Source organism: Sporosarcina saromensis, assembly GCF_033253735.1.
Taxonomy (GTDB): domain Bacteria; phylum Bacillota; class Bacilli; order Bacillales_A; family Planococcaceae; genus Sporosarcina; species Sporosarcina saromensis.
In genome coordinates this window covers 123,668-141,727 of sequence record NZ_JAUBDI010000005.1, presented here as the reverse complement: position 1 = coordinate 141,727, position 18,060 = coordinate 123,668, and the positions used below count along the sequence as shown (strand labels likewise).

Here is an 18,060-nt window from a genome sequence, read left to right as displayed (position 1 = left end):
AGGATTTATTCTTAATTTTTGTATATATAAAAAGTACTTATTAACTACCTAATGAGTGGGATAGGTTACTCCATTAGAAAACGCGGTGAGTTGCTATTTTTAGATAATTAAGTGTATCTTTAAATTTAAATAATATCATTGTCTATTAAAGATTTTGTATAGCCATGGAAGCTTATACATTTTTATTTAGTTAAGAAGGAAAATATGTTTACATGTCGAAATAGGTAATAGGCTGGAGGAAAAATACTGGAAGGAGAGATGGCGTTTTTCTCTTTAGGATGAATTGCTAATTTTTCTTAGAAATGTCTACCATTCAAACTATGGCACATAAGAATGGTACTTAAATTGGCGGTGCTAGCTCATTACAATGGAGGAGATAAAATTGAATACTATTTTCATTGAGAAACTGTTGGATGATATCTACGATCACATAAAAAATAATATCCGTACGATTACTGGAAATGACTTATATTCGTTAAAAGAACGTTTTTATAAGAAATGTGAGGTATATAAAGGGGATACAAAAGATTTAACGGGATTTACTGAAGTATTAGTGTCGATGTTTTTAAAAGCATTCAAAGAAGAATTACACATTCCACTTGAGCTTGAGAATGGAGTCTCAAAGGTTGGAATCAATCAAAGAAAGAATCAGATTGACTATGCTTTTTTATCTCCTGATAGAAAGATTAAATATGGAATATCTGTAAAAAGAGCATGTGATTCAGCGATATTAAAAGACCATGAAAAAAATACAAAGGTAATTAATAGATTTCAAAAGCCAATTGTGCTTGTACAAGACCTTTTTCGCCTTGATAACATTAAAAATGGTGACAATGGTAGTTTTAAGTCTGTAACAATAATTTTTAAGAATATCAAGGATAAGGATAGACCTGTTATGGCTGATATTCTTTCAGAGTATGAAGAATATCAACATGACTACATTATTTTAGAGGGCAATCATGAATCATTATTTAATTTGCTTAAGAAAAAACTGGCCATATAGAAGTACTTTTTTTATGGAAAATTGAAAGTGGCTTCATAGACTGCCAAAGACCTAGGTACAGAAATAGTGGATTTGCTTATAGCAGCTCGCCTGTTCAATCGTCAGTTGCATGTTCTGTTCGACAATGGATTACAAGGAAAAATAGGCGCGTTTGAGCAGGCGCCTACCAAGGTTGTATACTTTTGATTTGACCTAATTTTCATTGGTTTTGTTACAAACCTCTCGTAGATAAGGTCACGAAAACACTTTAGATTGGGGCTAGCAGAATGTATATTGAGCTCACAAATCAAGCTTTATCTACCATTTTATTAGATGCAATTCAATATTTTCCTAATTACGAGCACGCTAAAGAGGCTTACGGACTTTTGCTAGGAACTGAAGAAGACAATAACAGTATTGCTGAGTATACTTTTCCAGTTGGAAATGTAACAAGACGCATTCAAACAAGTGTTACGGAGAATCCAGAAATCAGTTCACTTATAAGGAATGCTAGAAAAATTGTTGCAACTTCTAATGCAGTTGCTTCTTATCATAGTCATCCGTACAAAATGATCTGGAGTGACTGGGCGAGACCAAGCAATAGCGATTGTTTTTGTGTGGTCAGCCAAGATATAAAAATGGAGTTAATCATAGGCATCGCTAAAGTTAACAAAGTAGTATTACCACTAACCTTAAACTATCAAACTGGTGCTGCAAAAGAGTTTATTCCGAACACAGATGATGTAGACAAGAATCCGTATGTAAAAGAATTGGGGACAAATATCCAATACATAGAAGGTTCTTTTGGCTATTATAAATTTGAAATCAGAGGTTATCAAAATACGGGTACTTCATTAATAGACTTAGATCTTTACTCTTCTGAAGTTACGCTCAACAAAATCCTTCGAGAGAATGATGTCTCGATTGAGCAACTTCCAGCTGAAGCAATGTATAGCGTTCGAAAGATAGAATACGCTGCACGTAAACGTGCGGCACGAAATGCAGATGATAAAATAATATACCATATTGAGAAAATTAAAGGCATGGAATTAATGCCAATACCTCTTGAAAGTAAACGCATTATTGATGGGCAGAATTACTTAGGAATAGATCGAATAACCTATTCAGATGCAATACGTTGGGCACGTAGCGGACAATTATTTGCTGATCTTTATGAAGAAACAACAATATTATGCAATGTTGGATATGATGAAAGTGATCATGTCCTCTTTTTGGAAGATCTTGAATATGATATAGGCTCTACAATTGATGTGAAAGAATATATGGTGGAAGAAGGTTATATCGAGCATATCTCCTTAGGAAATATAGAGAGATTTCCAATGAAGTTTTGGTTGCTGGAGGGAGCTGTATGACGTATTTTGTACGTTCTACGAAAAAAGTATGGTGTCCAATTAGACAGTATTCAGTATTGAACTATCCTGAAGAACGTGTTAGACAGAGGCTATTACAGAAACTAATTGAATTCAATGAAGGACTAAAGAGATTTATTCTGGTAGAAGTCAATACGATGGACGGACGGGCAGATTTAGTTATTTATGATGAAAATCACGTACCATTCTTAACAATTGAACTAAAAGCTGCCACTGAAATAATCAATGATTTAACTCTAAATCAAGTTATGCGTTATTGGGAAACATTAAAGTCTCCATTTGTAGCTATTCATAATAGCCGTGTGACGAGAATATATCATGTGGTCAATGGAAATCCTCGCTTGCTAGACGAAAACGACATCATCGGGTTTCTTGAACATAAATGCATTAACTATACAACACTTACTCCAATGCGTCGCTTGGAGTACCATCTCACGACTTATGAACGATATATTAATCACCTAGTAGATACTAGTTATCTTAGTGAACACTCTGAACAAGCCCAAAAGCGATGGTTTTCGGAACTGCAAAATGCAATCCTTACGGAACAATACATTCCGACAAAACGGATATTACCTATTGATATCGAAGGTGACTTTGGAACAAGCTATGTAGCATACAAAAATGCTGCAAATGGCTGTTGGAATGGCATGCATCGAAATTTTCGAGTAAAAGTGAAACACAAAGGAACTTTTACATTTCGTGTGACGATAATGGCAAGTGGTACTATGAAAAACGATGCGGTATTTGGAAATAGGAATGGTGGAACTTATTTAAATGTTGCCATGCAAAAGAAAGTAGATAGTACATACAACCTTCAGATGAATCTAGATAAATTTACAGTTGACCAAAACGACGATACTTATAAAATTTGGCATTCTGGAGTAAAAAGTAGGACAAAGAAAGAGAAAGTAATAAAAGAAGTTGAAAACTATGCGCCTAGCCTTTTTGCTGATAACTGTATATGTCTAGGGACGTTACCTACAAATCGACGCATTTCTACAGAGGAATTTTCAATATTTATAGAAAATCTAATTGTATATTCAGCGACGAGGGATCGAGTAAAGTAGTTTGTATTTGGTCGAATAAACATGTGTAGCAGAAATCAAATGAACCTGATCAATAGATAATGTGTGTTGCTTTTTTATTTTCCTGGAACACCGGATAAGAAGTGTTATTCAACAAATGGAATGTGACTGCTAGGCTTCAGATGGGAGGATTTGTATGTACAAATTGTATTGCCGCAGCTTCCAACAAGTGATGAAAGTGTCGGCTGCTTTTTTGCCATGGCGAGTTCCGGAACTGATAACCGGTGAAAATAGTGTCGCTGACTTACCAGGATTGATTGCCAAGCGCGGGATTGACACCGTTTTAATCATTACGGATCAAGGTATTATTGCAACGGGGCTTATGGAAGGGTTACTTGAAGGGTTGCAACGTGAGAAAATCCGCTATGCGATTTACGATCGGACAGTTCCGAATCCGACAATCGACCAGATTGAGGAGGCATTGCAGCTGTATCATGAGAGTGGTGCCAGTGGGATAATCGCGTTCGGCGGGGGTTCGCCGATTGATTGTGCAAAAGGGGTTGGAGCCCGCGTAGCAAGACCGACAAAAAGTATTCCTAATATGAAAGGGATTTTGAAAGTGAGGGGACAGATGCCTCCCCTGTTCGCCGTTCCAACGACCTCAGGCACGGGAAGTGAAGCGACACTGGCTTGCGTCGTATCCAACAGCAAAACGCATGAAAAATATGCAATGATGGACCCGGTACTCATTCCGCATGTGGCGGTCCTCGATCCAGTCCTTACCGTCAATCTGCCCAAGCATATTACCGCAACGACCGGAATGGACGCGCTCACTCATGCAGTTGAGGCATACATCGGAAAAAGTGCGACGAAGCAGACAAGGCAGTGGAGCATTGAAGCGGTGAAACTCATTTATGAGAATCTTTACGAAGCTTATTTAAACGGCGATAATTTACGGGCAAGAGACAATATGCAAAAAGCCGCTTACTTAGCTGGTATGGCATTCACCCGCGCCTACGTCGGCAATATTCATGCAATCGCGCATACACTCAGCGGATTTTACAACGTACCGCACGGACTCGCAAACGCAGTCATCATGCCGCATGTCCTAGAGCATTACGGAAAAGCAATCCACGAACCATTAGCAAATCTAGCCGATGCCGCAGGCGTTTCAAATGCATTCGACACAACCGAACAAAAAGCAGTGGCCTTCATCCAATCCATCAAAACATTGAATGAGAAGATGGCCATCCCTTCAACGATCGACTGCATCGTAGAGCGTGATATCCCCATGATGGTCAAACGTGCCCTCCAAGAAGCAAATCCACTCTATCCGGTACCGAAGATATTTGGAAAGAAGGATATGGAGGGGATTATTCGGCGAATTGTTAGGTAGGAGGATGCTACTGTTCAAGAATTACCTGAATGAAAAGGAGTTTTCTGCGACGAAATCCGGTCGTCTCTTGCCAAAACGTTCTATAAAACAAGTGCAAAGTTAATGAAATCAAGTCTGTTAAAAAAGACTGAAAGAAAACTCAATATCTTCCGGAGTTTTCTCACAGTCTGCAATCACGTCCAACTTTTCAACATGGGATTCATGTATGGTGTATTAATTACCACTCGGCAATGGAGCCATCTGGATGGCGCCAAATTGGATTTTTCCATTGATGGCCAATTTTGCTCATTTCTTGGACATACGCTTCATTGATTTCAATACCTAGGCCAGGTAGTTTTGGAATATGTAGAAATCCATTTTCATAGGTGAAAGACTTGTCTGCTGACACATAATCCAACATGTCGTTTCGCTCATTGTAGTGAATTCCTAAGCTTTGCTCTTGAATAAAGGCATTATAGCTTGTCGCATCAACTTGTAAACAAGCGGCTAAGGCGATTGGACCTAATGGACAATGTGGAGCAAGGCCGACATCATAGGCTTCTGCCATCGAGGCGATTTTCTTCACTTCTGTAATTCCGCCTGCATGCGATAGATCTGGTTGGATAATGTCTACATACCCGTCTGACAGGGCGGTTTTAAAGTCCCAGCGAGAGAACATTCTTTCACCGATAGCAATCGGCGTTGAGCTTAGCTGGCTCAATACCTTTAACGCATCATTCTGTTCGGGTAGTATAGGTTCTTCGATGAACAGTGGCCTGAATTGTTCTAGTTCTTTTATTAACACCTTGGCCATCGGTTTATGAACACGGCCATGAAAGTCAATTCCGAAGTCGATGGAATCACCAAAATGATCGCGCAATGTACCAACGCGTTCGATTACCGCATCGACTTTTTTATGCGAATCAATGATTTGCAGTTCTTCTGACGCGTTCATCTTTACGGTATCGAATCCCGTATTTATTACTGCCTGTGTAGAGGCAATTAAGTCTGAAGGGCGGTCTCCGCCAACCCATGCATAGGTCTTAATCTTATCGCGGCAAGCGCCTCCCATTAATTCATAGATGGGTGCATTGTAATACTTCCCTTTAATATCCCATAAGGCTTGATCGATACCTGCAATTGCACTCATTAGTATAGGACCGCCACGATAAAATCCACTGCGGTACATCATATTCCAATGGTCTTCAATATGAAATGGATTTTTTCCAATAAGCTGTTCCATCATTTCAATAACTGCTGCTTTTACAGTATCTGCTTTTCCTTCAATAACAGGCTCTCCCCAACCTACTATGCCTTCGGATGTTGTTATTTTTAAAAATAGCCAGCGTGGCGGCACTTTGAAAAGTTCATAGCTTACAATTTTCACTTTGAATCACTCCTTTACATGATTGGTATGGATGCAATGGAATGCCTGCAACAGGAACGTCCACTTTAAAGACACTGCCTGATAGTGGATATTGCTCGAGTTGCTCACTGCTTAATCCATCTCTTGCCGTTGTAATGTATAGTGTCTTAAAATCCTTTTCTCCGAAAGTAACAGATGTTACGTGAGGAGCTGGAATAACGATTTCTTCAAGGATTTCACAAGTTGTAGGATTAAAATAGATGACTTTTGCGCCACCCCATAATGCAATATAAAGGCAATCATTGGAATCGATTGCAATACCATCAGGCGTTCCGTAGTCGTTTTCAAATGTATAGAGCAGCTTACGGTTATGAATGGTTCCTGTTTCTAGATCATAGTTGTATTCATAAATTGCATTTCGGCCACTATCCACATGATACATTATCGTATGATCTTTATTCCAAGCGAGTCCGTTTGAAATAATAATTGAAGATTCTAGCTTCAGAGCGTTTCTAGTAGTATCTAACCTATACAAACTACCATTTGGAGAGGTTGGCTTGAATTCCATTGTGCCAGCCCAAAAACGTCCCCGGGCATCACATTTTCCATCATTAAAACGATTCTGGGGAAGCGCTTCTTCAGGATCTGTAATAAATGTAAATGTTGCATCTTCCAGATCAAAGAAAGAGAACCCATTATCCGCAGCAACGACTAACGTTTTTTCATCGACGAAGGAAAATGCGCCAATGTGCTTATCTGTTTGAATCGTTGTTAACCGCTTTTCATGTAAAGAAAAGGAATGCAATTGTTTCTTAAGTATATCGGTCCAATATAAACTATTGGATTCGGTATGAAAGACAGGACCTTCTCCGAGTGCAGCTTGCATTTCACAAAACAATTCCGCTTCACGCATTTCTTCTCACTCCCTGAGCCTGTTCAACTAATTTCTTTGCTGTTTCTGTAATCGTTTTTAACTGATCGGAATTTGGATCCATACAATTCGTATGAAGGCCGCTGCTCACTCCAAATCCTGCACAATCCATCTGTAAATATTGTCCGATATTCGTTTCATCAATCCCGCCGGTTGGAAGGAGTGGAATATGGGGCAGGGGAGCTTGTAAATCCTTTATATAGGATGGACCAAATCGATTAGCGGGAAATACTTTTACAATATCCGCTCCGTATTCGTAGGCGCAGACAATCTCGGAAGGTGTAAATGCCCCGGGTATTGAAATGGCTCCTAATTTTTTTGTATGCTGAATAACCGCTTCGTTCACATTGGGCGATAAGATAAAACTTGCACCCGCTTGAATAAAAGATGCGATTCGATCTGGATGGAGTACTGTACCTACACCTATTGTTAATTGTGTCGCATACTTCTTTTTGAGGTTTTCAATAATAGGTAATATATTTTCTGTATCTGCCGTAATCTCGATAACTTGGATGTCCCCTTCTACCAGTGCATCCACGATTTTATAAATGTCTTTTTCATTTAGACGTCTTAGAATTGCGATAATTTTATTGTCCGTAATTTTTTTTAGTGTTTGATTCATACAGTCACCTCATCTTCGTACATTGTCTGCACGATTTCCTTTCATGAATTCGTCGAGTTCATTACGATTTGGAAGGTTTGTAATATCTCCGACAGCTGTAATCGCCAAAGCTCCTAAAGCATTTGCACGTCGTACGATTTCATCCCATGAAAGGTCATCGAGTATTCCTGAAATAATCCCCGCTGCAAAAGCATCTCCAGCACCGACCGAATCGACAATTTCCACATCAAAATGAGGTACAAAACCTTCTTGTGCATCAGTGAAATAATAAGCCCCTGTTTGACCGTCTTTAATAATGACGGTACCTATTCCGTACGAAAAAGCGGCATCTACCTGTTCCTTCATATCATGGACATTCAGTAATTGTACGGCTTCTTGTGTATTAGGGATAAACACGTCAGTGTAATGAAGAATCCGTTGTAATTTTTCCAAATAAGTAGGCTGCTTTAGAAATTTTGCACGTATATTAGGATCGAAAATTACGGTGACAGCATGCTTTTTACACCATTCCAGTACTTGAAGAATGAGTTGGTATGCCGAGTCGCTAAGTCCAGGTGTAATCCCTGTCACGTGAAATACCTTTAATCCAGTAACCTGATCTTCTTTTAAACTATCCGGCTGCATATGAGAGGCAGCAGAGCCATCACGATAATAATGAACGCGGATATCATTAGAATGCCTAATCTCCTTGAAGAGCAATCCGGTAGGTCCTGAATCACTAACTTTTACAAGTGATGTATCCACCCCTTCGCCACGGATAAAGGATAGAAGGGCAGTACCAAACTCGTCATTACCAACCTGGCTAACCCACTTTACAGAATGGCCGAGACGGGTAAGGGCTATTGCGACATTCGATTCAGCTCCAGCAAAAAAACGGGTGAAATCTGTACTATACCGCATGGCTCCTGGATTTTTAGGTGAGAGAACAACCATGCTCTCTCCAATTGTTAAAACATCCATCATCATCATCCTTTGTTTAGGCGTATTTTGAATGATAAAGTCTTGTGCTTAAACCACCGTCCAACGTAATACACGAACCGGTCATTTGATCTACTAAATTTGAAGAGAGGAAAATGCATACGTTTGCAACTTCTTGTGGATTGCCCATCTTTTGCGTGGCATGTAATTCATCGACCTCTTTTTGGATAAACGCCTGATCGTCAAAATTAGAAAGCCAGTTTTGGTAATGATACGTATCCATGAAGCCAGGACAAACAGCATTCACACGAATCCCGTGTTTCCCTAGGCTTAACGCCAAGCTCTTCGTAAAACCGACAACGCCAGATTTAGCTGCAGCATACATTTCAGTATCTGGAAGCGTAGCATGCACATGATTGGAGGCGATATTAATAATTGATCCGCCACCGTTTTCCTTCATGATGCCGGTGATATATTTACTTGTTAAGAAAACGCTTCTTAAGTCGGTATTCATCACAAGCTCCCAATCTTGCAGCGTACAATCCTCAATAGGTTTGAAAATCGTTATTCCTGCATTATTCACAAGTGTATCGACTGGTCCGTATGTTTCTGTTGTCTTCTTAATCATTTGTTTTATGCTGTCTTCGTTGGTTACATCCGTTCGGATAAAGAGTGCCTGACCTCCATGATGGCGGATCGTATCTTCAACTTCCTGACCTGCTGACGCATCGATTTCCGCTACAATTACGATTGCTTTTCGTTTTCCGTATTCTTCAGCGATTGCCCGGCCAATGCCTTTCCCGGATCCTGTGACAATCACGACTTTGTTTGCTACGTTCATATCATCACCCACTTTAAAGTTTAAGAAGTATCTTACTTAATTAAATTAATTATCAAAGTAAACCTAATAACAATCTAAAAATAAATTCGAATAAGAAAATTGTACATGATATTTCTTAATGTGGCAATCGTTATAATAGTTATTCAACTAGCATCCTATGTATAATGAGATTGAAACGATATTAAAAGTAGTTAATTGTAGGAAGGATGAAAAAAGTGGGACATGGCACATTTAAATGGATGAAGTCTATAAATCGTACAATCGTCTTAAACAAAATACGTAAAAATGCACCAATATCGAGAGCTCAGATTGCTAGTGAAACTGGACTTACACCACCGACCGTCAGCAATATTGTAAAAAGCTTACTCGAAAAAGAAATAATTAGAGAGACTCAATTAGGAGAGTCCCAGGGAGGCCGTAAACCAACCCTCCTTATGTTAAATAGTAATCATCTTTTTGTAATAGGAGTAGATGCTGGGCCAGGGTACATTAAGTGCATTCTGACAAATTTAGAAGGACAAACGAAAAAAGAGTACATAAGTCCATCTGTAAAGGGAATTTCAGAAGAACAGTTCTTGCAGGAAATGAAACAAGGCGTTGCCTATCTTCTTCATGCAGATATACCGAAGGAGAAAGTAATCGGAATAGGGGTTGCAATGCATGGAGCTGTTGATGCGATAACTGGGACAAGCTTATTCGCACCCAACTTAGGTTTTAGGAATTTGCAAATCAAGCAGCATTTAGAGAAAGAATTCGATATAGAGGTAAAAGTCGATAATGATGCAAGAGCTATGGCGATGGGAGAGTACTGGTTCGATGAGCATGGTGAGCTTGAGACACTGGTTGCTCTGAATATTGGCAGTGGGGTTGGATCGGGAATCATTTTAAATGGGAAATTGTTTTATGGAGCACAAAGTGTAGCTGGAGAAATCGGTCATATGACAATCGATTTATATGGAGAATTGTGCGAATGCGGGAATGTAGGTTGCTTACAAACCCTTGCAACAGGAGATGCCATTGCTAGGCAAGCAAAAAAAGAGATGACACTTGAAATGATCAATCAATTGAAAGAGCCCCTTTCGGGTGAGACGGTCTATAAATTGGCGAAAGAGGGCAATGAAATCGCAATTAAAGTATTGGAAAGAACCGGAACGATTATAGGCATCGGTATTATCAACTTAATCCATCTTCTTAATCCCGATCGAATTGTCATCGGTGGCGGGGTATCTATGGCGAGTGAATTTATTATGCCGAGTATTAAAAAGTCGATTCAGGATAGAGGATTGACGCAGCAAGTAAAAGATACAGAAGTTGTGTTAGCTAAACTAGGGTCTGATAGTACAGTTAAAGGAGCGATTGCAATCGTTCTGGATTCAGTGTTTCATCCGACCAATAACTGAGTATCTCTGTGAAATGCAGTATTATTTATAACTTTTAAAAAACAATTGACAGAGGGTATTTCGTGATGCTAGAATCTAAGTTAATTAATTTAATTAACTAATAACACAATCTAGTTTTATAAATTCGAATGTCATGAAAATTTTTAGTGACACAGTATGTTAGGAATTCGAGAGGGGATTATCATGGCAAATTATAAAGTGTGGGAAGATTATACGATCACAGGTAAGAACGTTATGAAGAGTCGGGCGTTTTTCAATTCCTTCAATTCAAGAAAAAACGCAGAGAATGAACATTTGTCTGCTGATACTGCTTACAAGTTATTGAATGGAAATTGGAAGTTTCTATTTTTGGATGCTCCGGAATACTCACCGAGTGAATTTGAGAAACCGCATTTTGACACATCTTCTTGGGACAGTATTGAAGTGCCGAGTAACTGGCAATTAAAAGGATATGGTAGCATGCATTACTCGGATTTGTGGTACAACTTCCCGATTAATCCACCCTATGTGCCAACAAAGAATCCAACAGGAATTTACAAGAGAGAGTTTTTCATTTCTGCTGAATGGTTACAAGAACAAACAATTCTTCGATTTCATGGAGTCGATTCTGCGTTTCATGTTTGGATTAATGGCAAGGAAGTCGGTTATGGGAAAGGAGCACGTTTGACAACGGAATTTGATATTACTTCTTTCATCAAGGAAGGTTCGAATGATATTACGGTTCGGGTGTATCAATGGTCTGATGGAACGTATTTGGAAGATCAGGACATGTGGTGGTTGAGCGGTATATTCAGAGATGTTGAGTTGTTTACGCAGAAAACAACAGGAATTCAAGATTATAAAGTGGAAACCATTTTAGACGAAAGTTATGAAAGCGCTGTATTAAGTGTGAAATCCTCTTTTCGCAATGTGAAAAAGGGAGTTTCGATTCAATACGAGTTATTAGATGCACGGGGTAAGGAAGTCTTTAAAGAAGAGAAAACAATTGACGATGACGAGGTGAATTTTGAAAAGCGAGTAGAAGCACCAAACCTGTGGAGTGCAGAAAACCCATATTTATATCAATTATTCATGACTGTTAAATGGGAGAATGAAGTCCAAGAAGTCGTTAAACAAAACGTTGGGTTTAGAATGATCGAGCTAAAAGGCAAAACGTTTACGGTGAACGGAGTTGCGATTAAGTTCAAAGGTGTGAATCGTCATGACTACAATCCAAAGACTGGTAGAGTCGTTTCAAAAGAGGATGTTATTCGGGATATTAAATTAATGAAACAGCATAATATTAACGCCATTCGAACAGCGCATTATCCTAACTCGCCATTTCTTTATGACTTATGTGATGAGTATGGAATGTATGTAATTGATGAAGCGGATGTCGAAACACATGGCTTTGAATTGACTGCTAATTATCACCGGATTGCGGATGGCGCTGATTGGGAGAAAGTTATGGTGGATCGATTGGTGCGAATGGTTCATCGAGACAAAAACCATCCTTCCATCATTATGTGGTCATTGGGCAACGAATCAGGTTTTGGTCATTGCTTTAAACAGATGGCAGAAGCAGCAAGACAAATTGATTCTACGCGCTTAATTCACTATGAAGGTGACTCCACAGCAGAAGTCACTGATGTCTATTCAACAATGTATACATGGATTGAAAATCAGCCAAAGGGCCGGAAGACGATGAACGATATTATTGAAACGAGCGAAAAACCGCATGTTCATTGCGAATATGGCCATGCAATGGGGAATGGCCCTGGCGGTTTGAAGGAATATCAAGAGCTAATATACGCACATGAGCATTTGCAAGGTGGCTTCATATGGGAATGGTTTGATCATGGGATCGAAACGATTGGGGATAATGGTGAGGTCTATTATCGTTATGGTGGTGATTTTGGCGATGATCCAACCAATGGAAACTTTTGTATTGACGGACTGCTTATGCCCGATCGTACACCGTCACCAGCTTTAATTGAATACAAAAAGGTTATTGAACCCGTTCACACATACTCCATTGATTTGAAGAAGGGTCAACTGGAAATCGAAAATAAATATGACTTCATCTCGTTGGAGCATTTGACGCTTCATTATGAAATTAAATTGAATGACCAAGTGCTTGAAAGTAACGAATTCCAGTTGCCGTTTATTCCAGCACGTTCTTCTAAAGAAATTGAACTACCCTTACAGTTTGATTTTGAAAAGGCCTATTTTGGAGACGTTTTTTTAACAATCTATTATTCAACTAAAAGTTCTACAAACTGGTGTTCAGCAGGACATGTACTAGCAACGGCACAGTTTGAAATACCGGTGAAGAAAGAAGAAATTAAATTAGTCCCTAAAGGATCGGTTTTTGTCGAAGAGTCACAATGGATGCTTAAGGTCTATTCAGAGAAATTCGAGTTGATTTTTGACAAAATTACGGGCCAGTTGGTTAACGGGACTAGGGATAACGTCAAGCTCATTGAGGCAGGACCTAAATTACAGTTCTGGAGAGCTCCGATAGATAATGATATGTATCTAGTAAAAGATTATAAAGAAAAATATTTCATGCACTTGTGGCATGAAAGAGTTGAGCATTTTCATTATACACAGGAAGAAAACAAAGTGGTCATTTCCATAGAAACTGTAAATGGAACGACAAATGCCTCATGGTTTTACCAGTGCCAGCAACGATACGAGATCTATCCGAATGGGGACATTCTATATGAAGTAGCTGGACGTCCGGCGGGAGAGTTGGACCAAGCTCCTTTGATGATCCCTCGGATTGGTATTGAAATGAATATTGCTCAATCGATGAACAACATTGCATGGCTCGGGAAAGGGCCGGGAGAGTCTTATTCTGATTCGAAAGAGGCGCAGCTTGTCGGGTATTACGAAAAGAGTGTCGATGATCTATTTACCAATTATGTACATCCACAAGCGAATGGAAACCGAACAGAAACGAGATGGATGAGTGCTACAGATTACAATGGCCTAGGAATGATGGTAACAAAGAGAAATTCAGATTTTGACTTTAGTGCATCGTATTTTGAAGAGGTGGATCTGGAACAGGCGAAGCATACAATTGACCTTAGAAAAAGAGACTACATTGTTCTACATGTAGATTATAAACAAAATGGGCTCGGTTCGAATTCCTGTGGCCAAAGCCAGCTGGAAAAGTATCGTTGTAAATTTGAGGAGTTTCGTTTAGAAGTAAAGATTTCCTTGTTTTCGAAAAAAGAAAGAGAAGAGAAGTTGATTTACCTTGAAAAAATAAATTAAAAGGGAAGCTGAGGGGTTGTATGATGAGAAAAGCGTTCTTTATGTTAATAATGGGAGTTTTGCTTTTGATGGCTGCGTGTTCTAATAGTGACTCTGGCAGTGAGGTAGATGCTGCTGGAGACGACGGCAAGATTGATGGGGAACTAACTGTCTGGGGTTGGGATGTAGCTGCTGAAACGTTTAAGGCGTCAATTGAGAAATTCAATGAGGAATACCCGGATGTCAAAGTTAAGGTTGAAGACTTCAGCAGTGGAGATTTGTATGAGAAGTTGACAGTAGGTTTGGTTTCAAAAGGTGCAGGATTACCGGACGTTATCCTAATGGAAGACGAGCGAATACCTGGCTATCTAACACAGTTTCCTAATGGCTTTGTAGACTTGTCTACGATGGGTTATGACAAGCATCTGGAATTGTTCAGCGAATCAAAATTAGAAAGTGTCACTGTTGAAGGAAAGCTGAGTGCGGCGCCATGGGATATTGGACCAGCAGGTGTCTTCTATCGGGTAGATCTTTTTGAAGAAGCCGGAATCCAAGCTGATGAAATTAAAACTTGGGATGACTTTTTAGAAGCTGGCATTCAGTTGAAAGAAAAAACCGGAATTAAAATGCTGCCGATCGATATAGCGAATTACGCTGGGGTCTTTGAAATGATGATGCAGCAACAAGGCAAATCTTACTTTGATGAGGATGGCAATATCGACATCACATCAGAGGAAGCAATTCGATCCATGGAAATGGTTCAGAAATTTTATGATGCAGGGATTGTGTTGAATAATAGTGGCTGGAATGGCATTGTCACAGCTACGGTCAATGGTGATGTGGCCACAATTCCATATGGTGCCTGGTATACAGGTACTATCATGGATCAAGCTCCTGACCTTTCAGGGAAATGGGATATGTTCTATTTACCTGAATTCAAGGAAGGCAGTACAAGATATGCAAACGTGGGTGGATCAGCAATAACGATTTCAGAGTACTCAAATAACAAAGATGCAGCCTATGCATTTGTCGAATATTTTACGACCAATAAAGAGATTCAATTATTAGGCTTTGAAAAGTATGGGTTATTTCCATCATTAAAGACTACTTACGATGCTCCAATTTTCACGTCAGAAAGTGAGTACTTTAATAACAGCCCTATTTTCAAGAAGTTTGCAGATATCGTAAGTGAAGTCCCTAAAGTAACAGTAACTGAATATACCGCTCAAGCTGGTAAAATCATGGCAAATACACAAGCGACAATTTTATTAGATAAGAAGCCGATTAAAGAAGCATTGGAACAAGCAAAAAAACAGTTGGAAAATGAAATGAAATAAATTTCAAGAAAAGTTCCTGAAGAGGAATGATCCCATTCCTCTTCGGACATTTGGGGTGAATGTGTTGATTAACAAAAAGAAAAATAGTCTACTTCAGATTTCGCCAAAAACAGCACCATATTATTTCTTGGCCCCTTCTGTAATTTTGCTGCTCCTCTTTACGGTATATCCTGTCTTTTCATCCTTGATTTTAAGTTTTCAAAGCACCAAGGGCGGAATAACAAATTTCGTTGGTTTGGCCAATTACGCTAAGCTCTTCCAGGATCCGATCTTTTATAAGTCACTCGGCAATACATTTCAGTTATTGCTCATACAAGTGCCAATAATGATTTCTTTGTCAGTGGTGATAGCGGTTTTACTAAATTCAGCCGCTTTACGGTTTAAGGGATTGTTTCGTACCGCATTCTTTTTGCCAGCAATTACAGCTTTGGTAGCAGCTTCTCTCGTTTTTATGATTATTTTGGATGAAAACTATGGGTTAGCAAACTATTTCTTGGGCTTGTTTGGAGTGGAACCAATTTGCTGGTTAAGTCATCCGTTTTGGTCAAAGGTAGCAATTGTTTCGGTTATGACATGGAGATGGGTTGGATATAACATGGTAATTTTTTTAGCTGGATTACAAACCATACCTGATGAACTATACGAAGCAGCAGAAATGGATGGAGCAGGTCCTTTAAAAAAGTTCTTTACGATTACGTTGCCCCTGCTTAAACCAGTATTTATTTTTACAATTGTCACCTCCACCATCGGAACCCTTCAATTGTTTGACGAGGTCTATATTTTGACGGGAGGCGGACCGAATAATGCGACGATGACGATCACTTTGTATTTATATGAAACTGGATTCAAGTATTTTAATTTCGGTTATGCTTCAGCGATGGCCTATGTTTTGGTTCTTATTATCGCTGTTATATCTTGGCTGCAGATCAAACTGATTGGAGATGAAAAATAATGAAACAATCAGTGATGTTTCCAAAAATAGCAATGTATAGCTTTCTCTTGATTGGTGTCGCGATTTCTCTCTTTCCTTTCTACTGGATGGCCATAGGAGCTACGAAAACATCTGGAGAGATTTTGAGCATTCCACCTTCGTTACTACCTGGTAATCATCTATTTGAGAATTTGAAGTCATTAAACGAGTCCATGCATTTTGGAAGAGTCGTATGGAATTCAATCTTTGTATCATTTACTTCGACGTTTCTCAGTGTACTCATAGCTTCGATGGCAGGCTATGCGTTCTCGAAATTTCAATTCAAAGGGAAATCAATAAGTTTTTTCATTATTTTATGTACGCTAATGATTCCTTTTCAAGTCACATTAATTCCGCTGTTTGAAATCATGGTGAATCTGAATTGGTTGAATACATACCAGGCGATCATATTGCCTTCATTGGCTTCTCCATTTGCAATCTTTTTAATGAAACAAAATTTGAGCTCTGTACCGGACTCTATGATCGAAGCGGCACGCATTGATGGGGCTGGAGAATTCAAAATATTCTTCAAAGTGGTGTTGCCGACAATGCGTCCAGCGATTGCAGCCGTTTCCATCTTTCTTTTCATGTCTCAATGGAACAGTTTACTTTGGCCGCTAATCACACTAAAGACAACCGAGATGTCAACATTACCTGTCGCGCTTTCCAGCTTGGTAGGATTGGCACGCATTGATTATGGCCAGGTCATGCTTGGCACTACATTATCGATAATTCCCATATTAATCTTTTTCTTAGTGTTCCAGAAAAACTTCGTTTCTGGCATTATGGGTGGTTCGATTAAAGAGTAAATCGCAAAATGATAGAAATTAGAGGGGGATTGTTGCAAGATGAAAAACTTTGTGGATGATTTGTTGAATGTACAAGGAAAGGTGGCTGTAATTACAGGTGGTGCATCAGGAATCGGACTGGCAACAGCAAGGTTGTTTGCCAAAGTCGGAATGAAAGTTGCCATTCTAGATATTAATGAGTCACTTGTATATGAAAAGGCTGAAGAGTTAAGCAATGGCGGTGATTCTGTTGCTGGATATAAGTGTGACGTGACTAGTGAAGAAGACTGCAAAAAGGTCACTTCTGAAATCGTGGACAGATTTGGTCGCATTGACGTTCTGTTTAATAATGCAGGAATTATCACACGCAAAACAGTAGTGGATCACACTTCTGAAGAATGGGACCGAGTTATTAATGTATCTTTGAAAGGGGTTTTCCTATTGTCCAAGTATGTGATTCCTGTAATTGAAAAATCAGGTGGCGGCAGCATTATTAACACAGGATCAGGCTGGGGTCTTAAAGGCGGGGATCATTCAGCGAGCTATTGTGCCGCCAAAGCAGGGGTTGTCAACTTAACACGTGCAATGGCAATTGACCATGGGCCTTCAAAAATCCGAGTAAATAGCATAAATCCAGGAGACACGGATACGCCTTTATTGCGTGGAGAAGCGAAGCAATTAAATGTGGATGAAGAAGCATTTTTAAAGTCTTCAGGTGTTGATCGGCCATTGGCACGGATCGGTACACCTGATGATATTGCTAAATCTGTACTCTTTTTAGCTAGTGATTTAGCCGAATGGATGACAGGCAGTTCGCTAGTGGTCGATGGTGGAGGATTGGCCTAAGAATTACATCATATAAAACAGGAGG

General features: G+C 39.4%; 15 protein-coding genes. 10 read left to right on the top strand and 5 right to left on the bottom strand.

Going from position 1 to position 18,060, the window contains the following annotated elements:
* Positions 1–382 precede the first annotated feature (382 nt).
* From QT711_RS07855 to QT711_RS07840, 4 genes are all read left to right on the top strand, one after another.
* Entirely contained in the window at positions 383–1,003 is a 621-nt protein-coding gene (locus tag QT711_RS07855; protein ID WP_317943218.1) for a hypothetical protein, read from the top strand.
* Positions 1,004–1,269: 266 nt separating this feature from the next.
* Complete coding sequence (locus QT711_RS07850) at positions 1,270–2,355, top strand: hypothetical protein (RefSeq protein WP_317943216.1); 1,086 nt, start codon at positions 1,270–1,272, stop codon at positions 2,353–2,355.
* The gene (locus QT711_RS07845) at positions 2,352–3,443 is read left to right on the top strand and encodes a type I restriction enzyme HsdR N-terminal domain-containing protein (RefSeq protein ID WP_317943214.1); all 1,092 of its coding nucleotides are present in this window, start codon (positions 2,352–2,354) and stop codon (positions 3,441–3,443) included. Before QT711_RS07850 ends, QT711_RS07845 begins: the two co-directional genes overlap by 4 nt.
* A gap of 154 nt (positions 3,444–3,597) precedes the next feature.
* Positions 3,598–4,797 (top strand): iron-containing alcohol dehydrogenase, encoded by a 1,200-nt coding sequence (locus QT711_RS07840; RefSeq protein ID WP_317943213.1) that lies wholly within the window; start codon positions 3,598–3,600, stop codon positions 4,795–4,797.
* Between the two features lie 217 nt (positions 4,798–5,014).
* Here the strand turns inward: QT711_RS07840 and dgoD are convergent, their stop codons facing one another.
* From dgoD to QT711_RS07815, 5 genes are read right to left on the bottom strand one after another with little or no spacing between them, the layout of a single operon-like run.
* Positions 5,015–6,163 (bottom strand): galactonate dehydratase, encoded by a 1,149-nt coding sequence (gene dgoD / locus QT711_RS07835; protein ID WP_317943211.1) that lies wholly within the window; start codon positions 6,161–6,163, stop codon positions 5,015–5,017.
* Complete coding sequence (locus tag QT711_RS07830) at positions 6,144–7,055, bottom strand: SMP-30/gluconolactonase/LRE family protein (RefSeq protein WP_317943209.1); 912 nt, start codon at positions 7,053–7,055, stop codon at positions 6,144–6,146. Before QT711_RS07830 ends, dgoD begins: the two co-directional genes overlap by 20 nt.
* Complete coding sequence (locus QT711_RS07825; RefSeq protein ID WP_317943207.1) at positions 7,048–7,695, bottom strand: bifunctional 4-hydroxy-2-oxoglutarate aldolase/2-dehydro-3-deoxy-phosphogluconate aldolase; 648 nt, start codon at positions 7,693–7,695, stop codon at positions 7,048–7,050. The genes QT711_RS07830 and QT711_RS07825 overlap by 8 nt, the downstream gene beginning before the upstream one ends.
* A 9-nt stretch (positions 7,696–7,704) precedes the next feature.
* Entirely contained in the window at positions 7,705–8,655 is a 951-nt protein-coding gene (locus QT711_RS07820; protein WP_317943206.1) for a sugar kinase, read from the bottom strand.
* Positions 8,656–8,671: 16 nt separating this feature from the next.
* Entirely contained in the window at positions 8,672–9,454 is a 783-nt protein-coding gene (locus QT711_RS07815) for an SDR family NAD(P)-dependent oxidoreductase (protein ID WP_317943204.1), read from the bottom strand.
* 206 nt (positions 9,455–9,660) lie between these two features.
* Here QT711_RS07815 and QT711_RS07810 point away from each other — a divergent pair, with 206 nt between their 5' ends.
* From QT711_RS07810 to QT711_RS07785, 6 genes are all read left to right on the top strand, one after another.
* Complete coding sequence (locus QT711_RS07810) at positions 9,661–10,854, top strand: ROK family transcriptional regulator (RefSeq protein ID WP_317943202.1); 1,194 nt, start codon at positions 9,661–9,663, stop codon at positions 10,852–10,854.
* Between the two features lie 183 nt (positions 10,855–11,037).
* Complete coding sequence (gene ebgA, locus QT711_RS07805; protein WP_317943200.1) at positions 11,038–14,115, top strand: beta-galactosidase subunit alpha; 3,078 nt, start codon at positions 11,038–11,040, stop codon at positions 14,113–14,115.
* Between the two features lie 23 nt (positions 14,116–14,138).
* Entirely contained in the window at positions 14,139–15,431 is a 1,293-nt protein-coding gene (locus QT711_RS07800; RefSeq protein WP_317943197.1) for an ABC transporter substrate-binding protein, read from the top strand.
* Between the two features lie 64 nt (positions 15,432–15,495).
* Positions 15,496–16,383 (top strand): carbohydrate ABC transporter permease, encoded by an 888-nt coding sequence (locus tag QT711_RS07795; protein WP_398295783.1) that lies wholly within the window; start codon positions 15,496–15,498, stop codon positions 16,381–16,383.
* On the top strand, positions 16,383–17,210 hold the full coding sequence (locus QT711_RS07790; RefSeq protein WP_317943194.1) for a carbohydrate ABC transporter permease: 828 nt from the start codon (positions 16,383–16,385) through the stop codon (positions 17,208–17,210). Before QT711_RS07795 ends, QT711_RS07790 begins: the two co-directional genes overlap by 1 nt.
* 39 nt (positions 17,211–17,249) lie before the next feature.
* Entirely contained in the window at positions 17,250–18,035 is a 786-nt protein-coding gene (locus QT711_RS07785; protein ID WP_317943192.1) for an SDR family NAD(P)-dependent oxidoreductase, read from the top strand.
* The last annotated feature ends 25 nt before the right edge of the window (positions 18,036–18,060 follow it).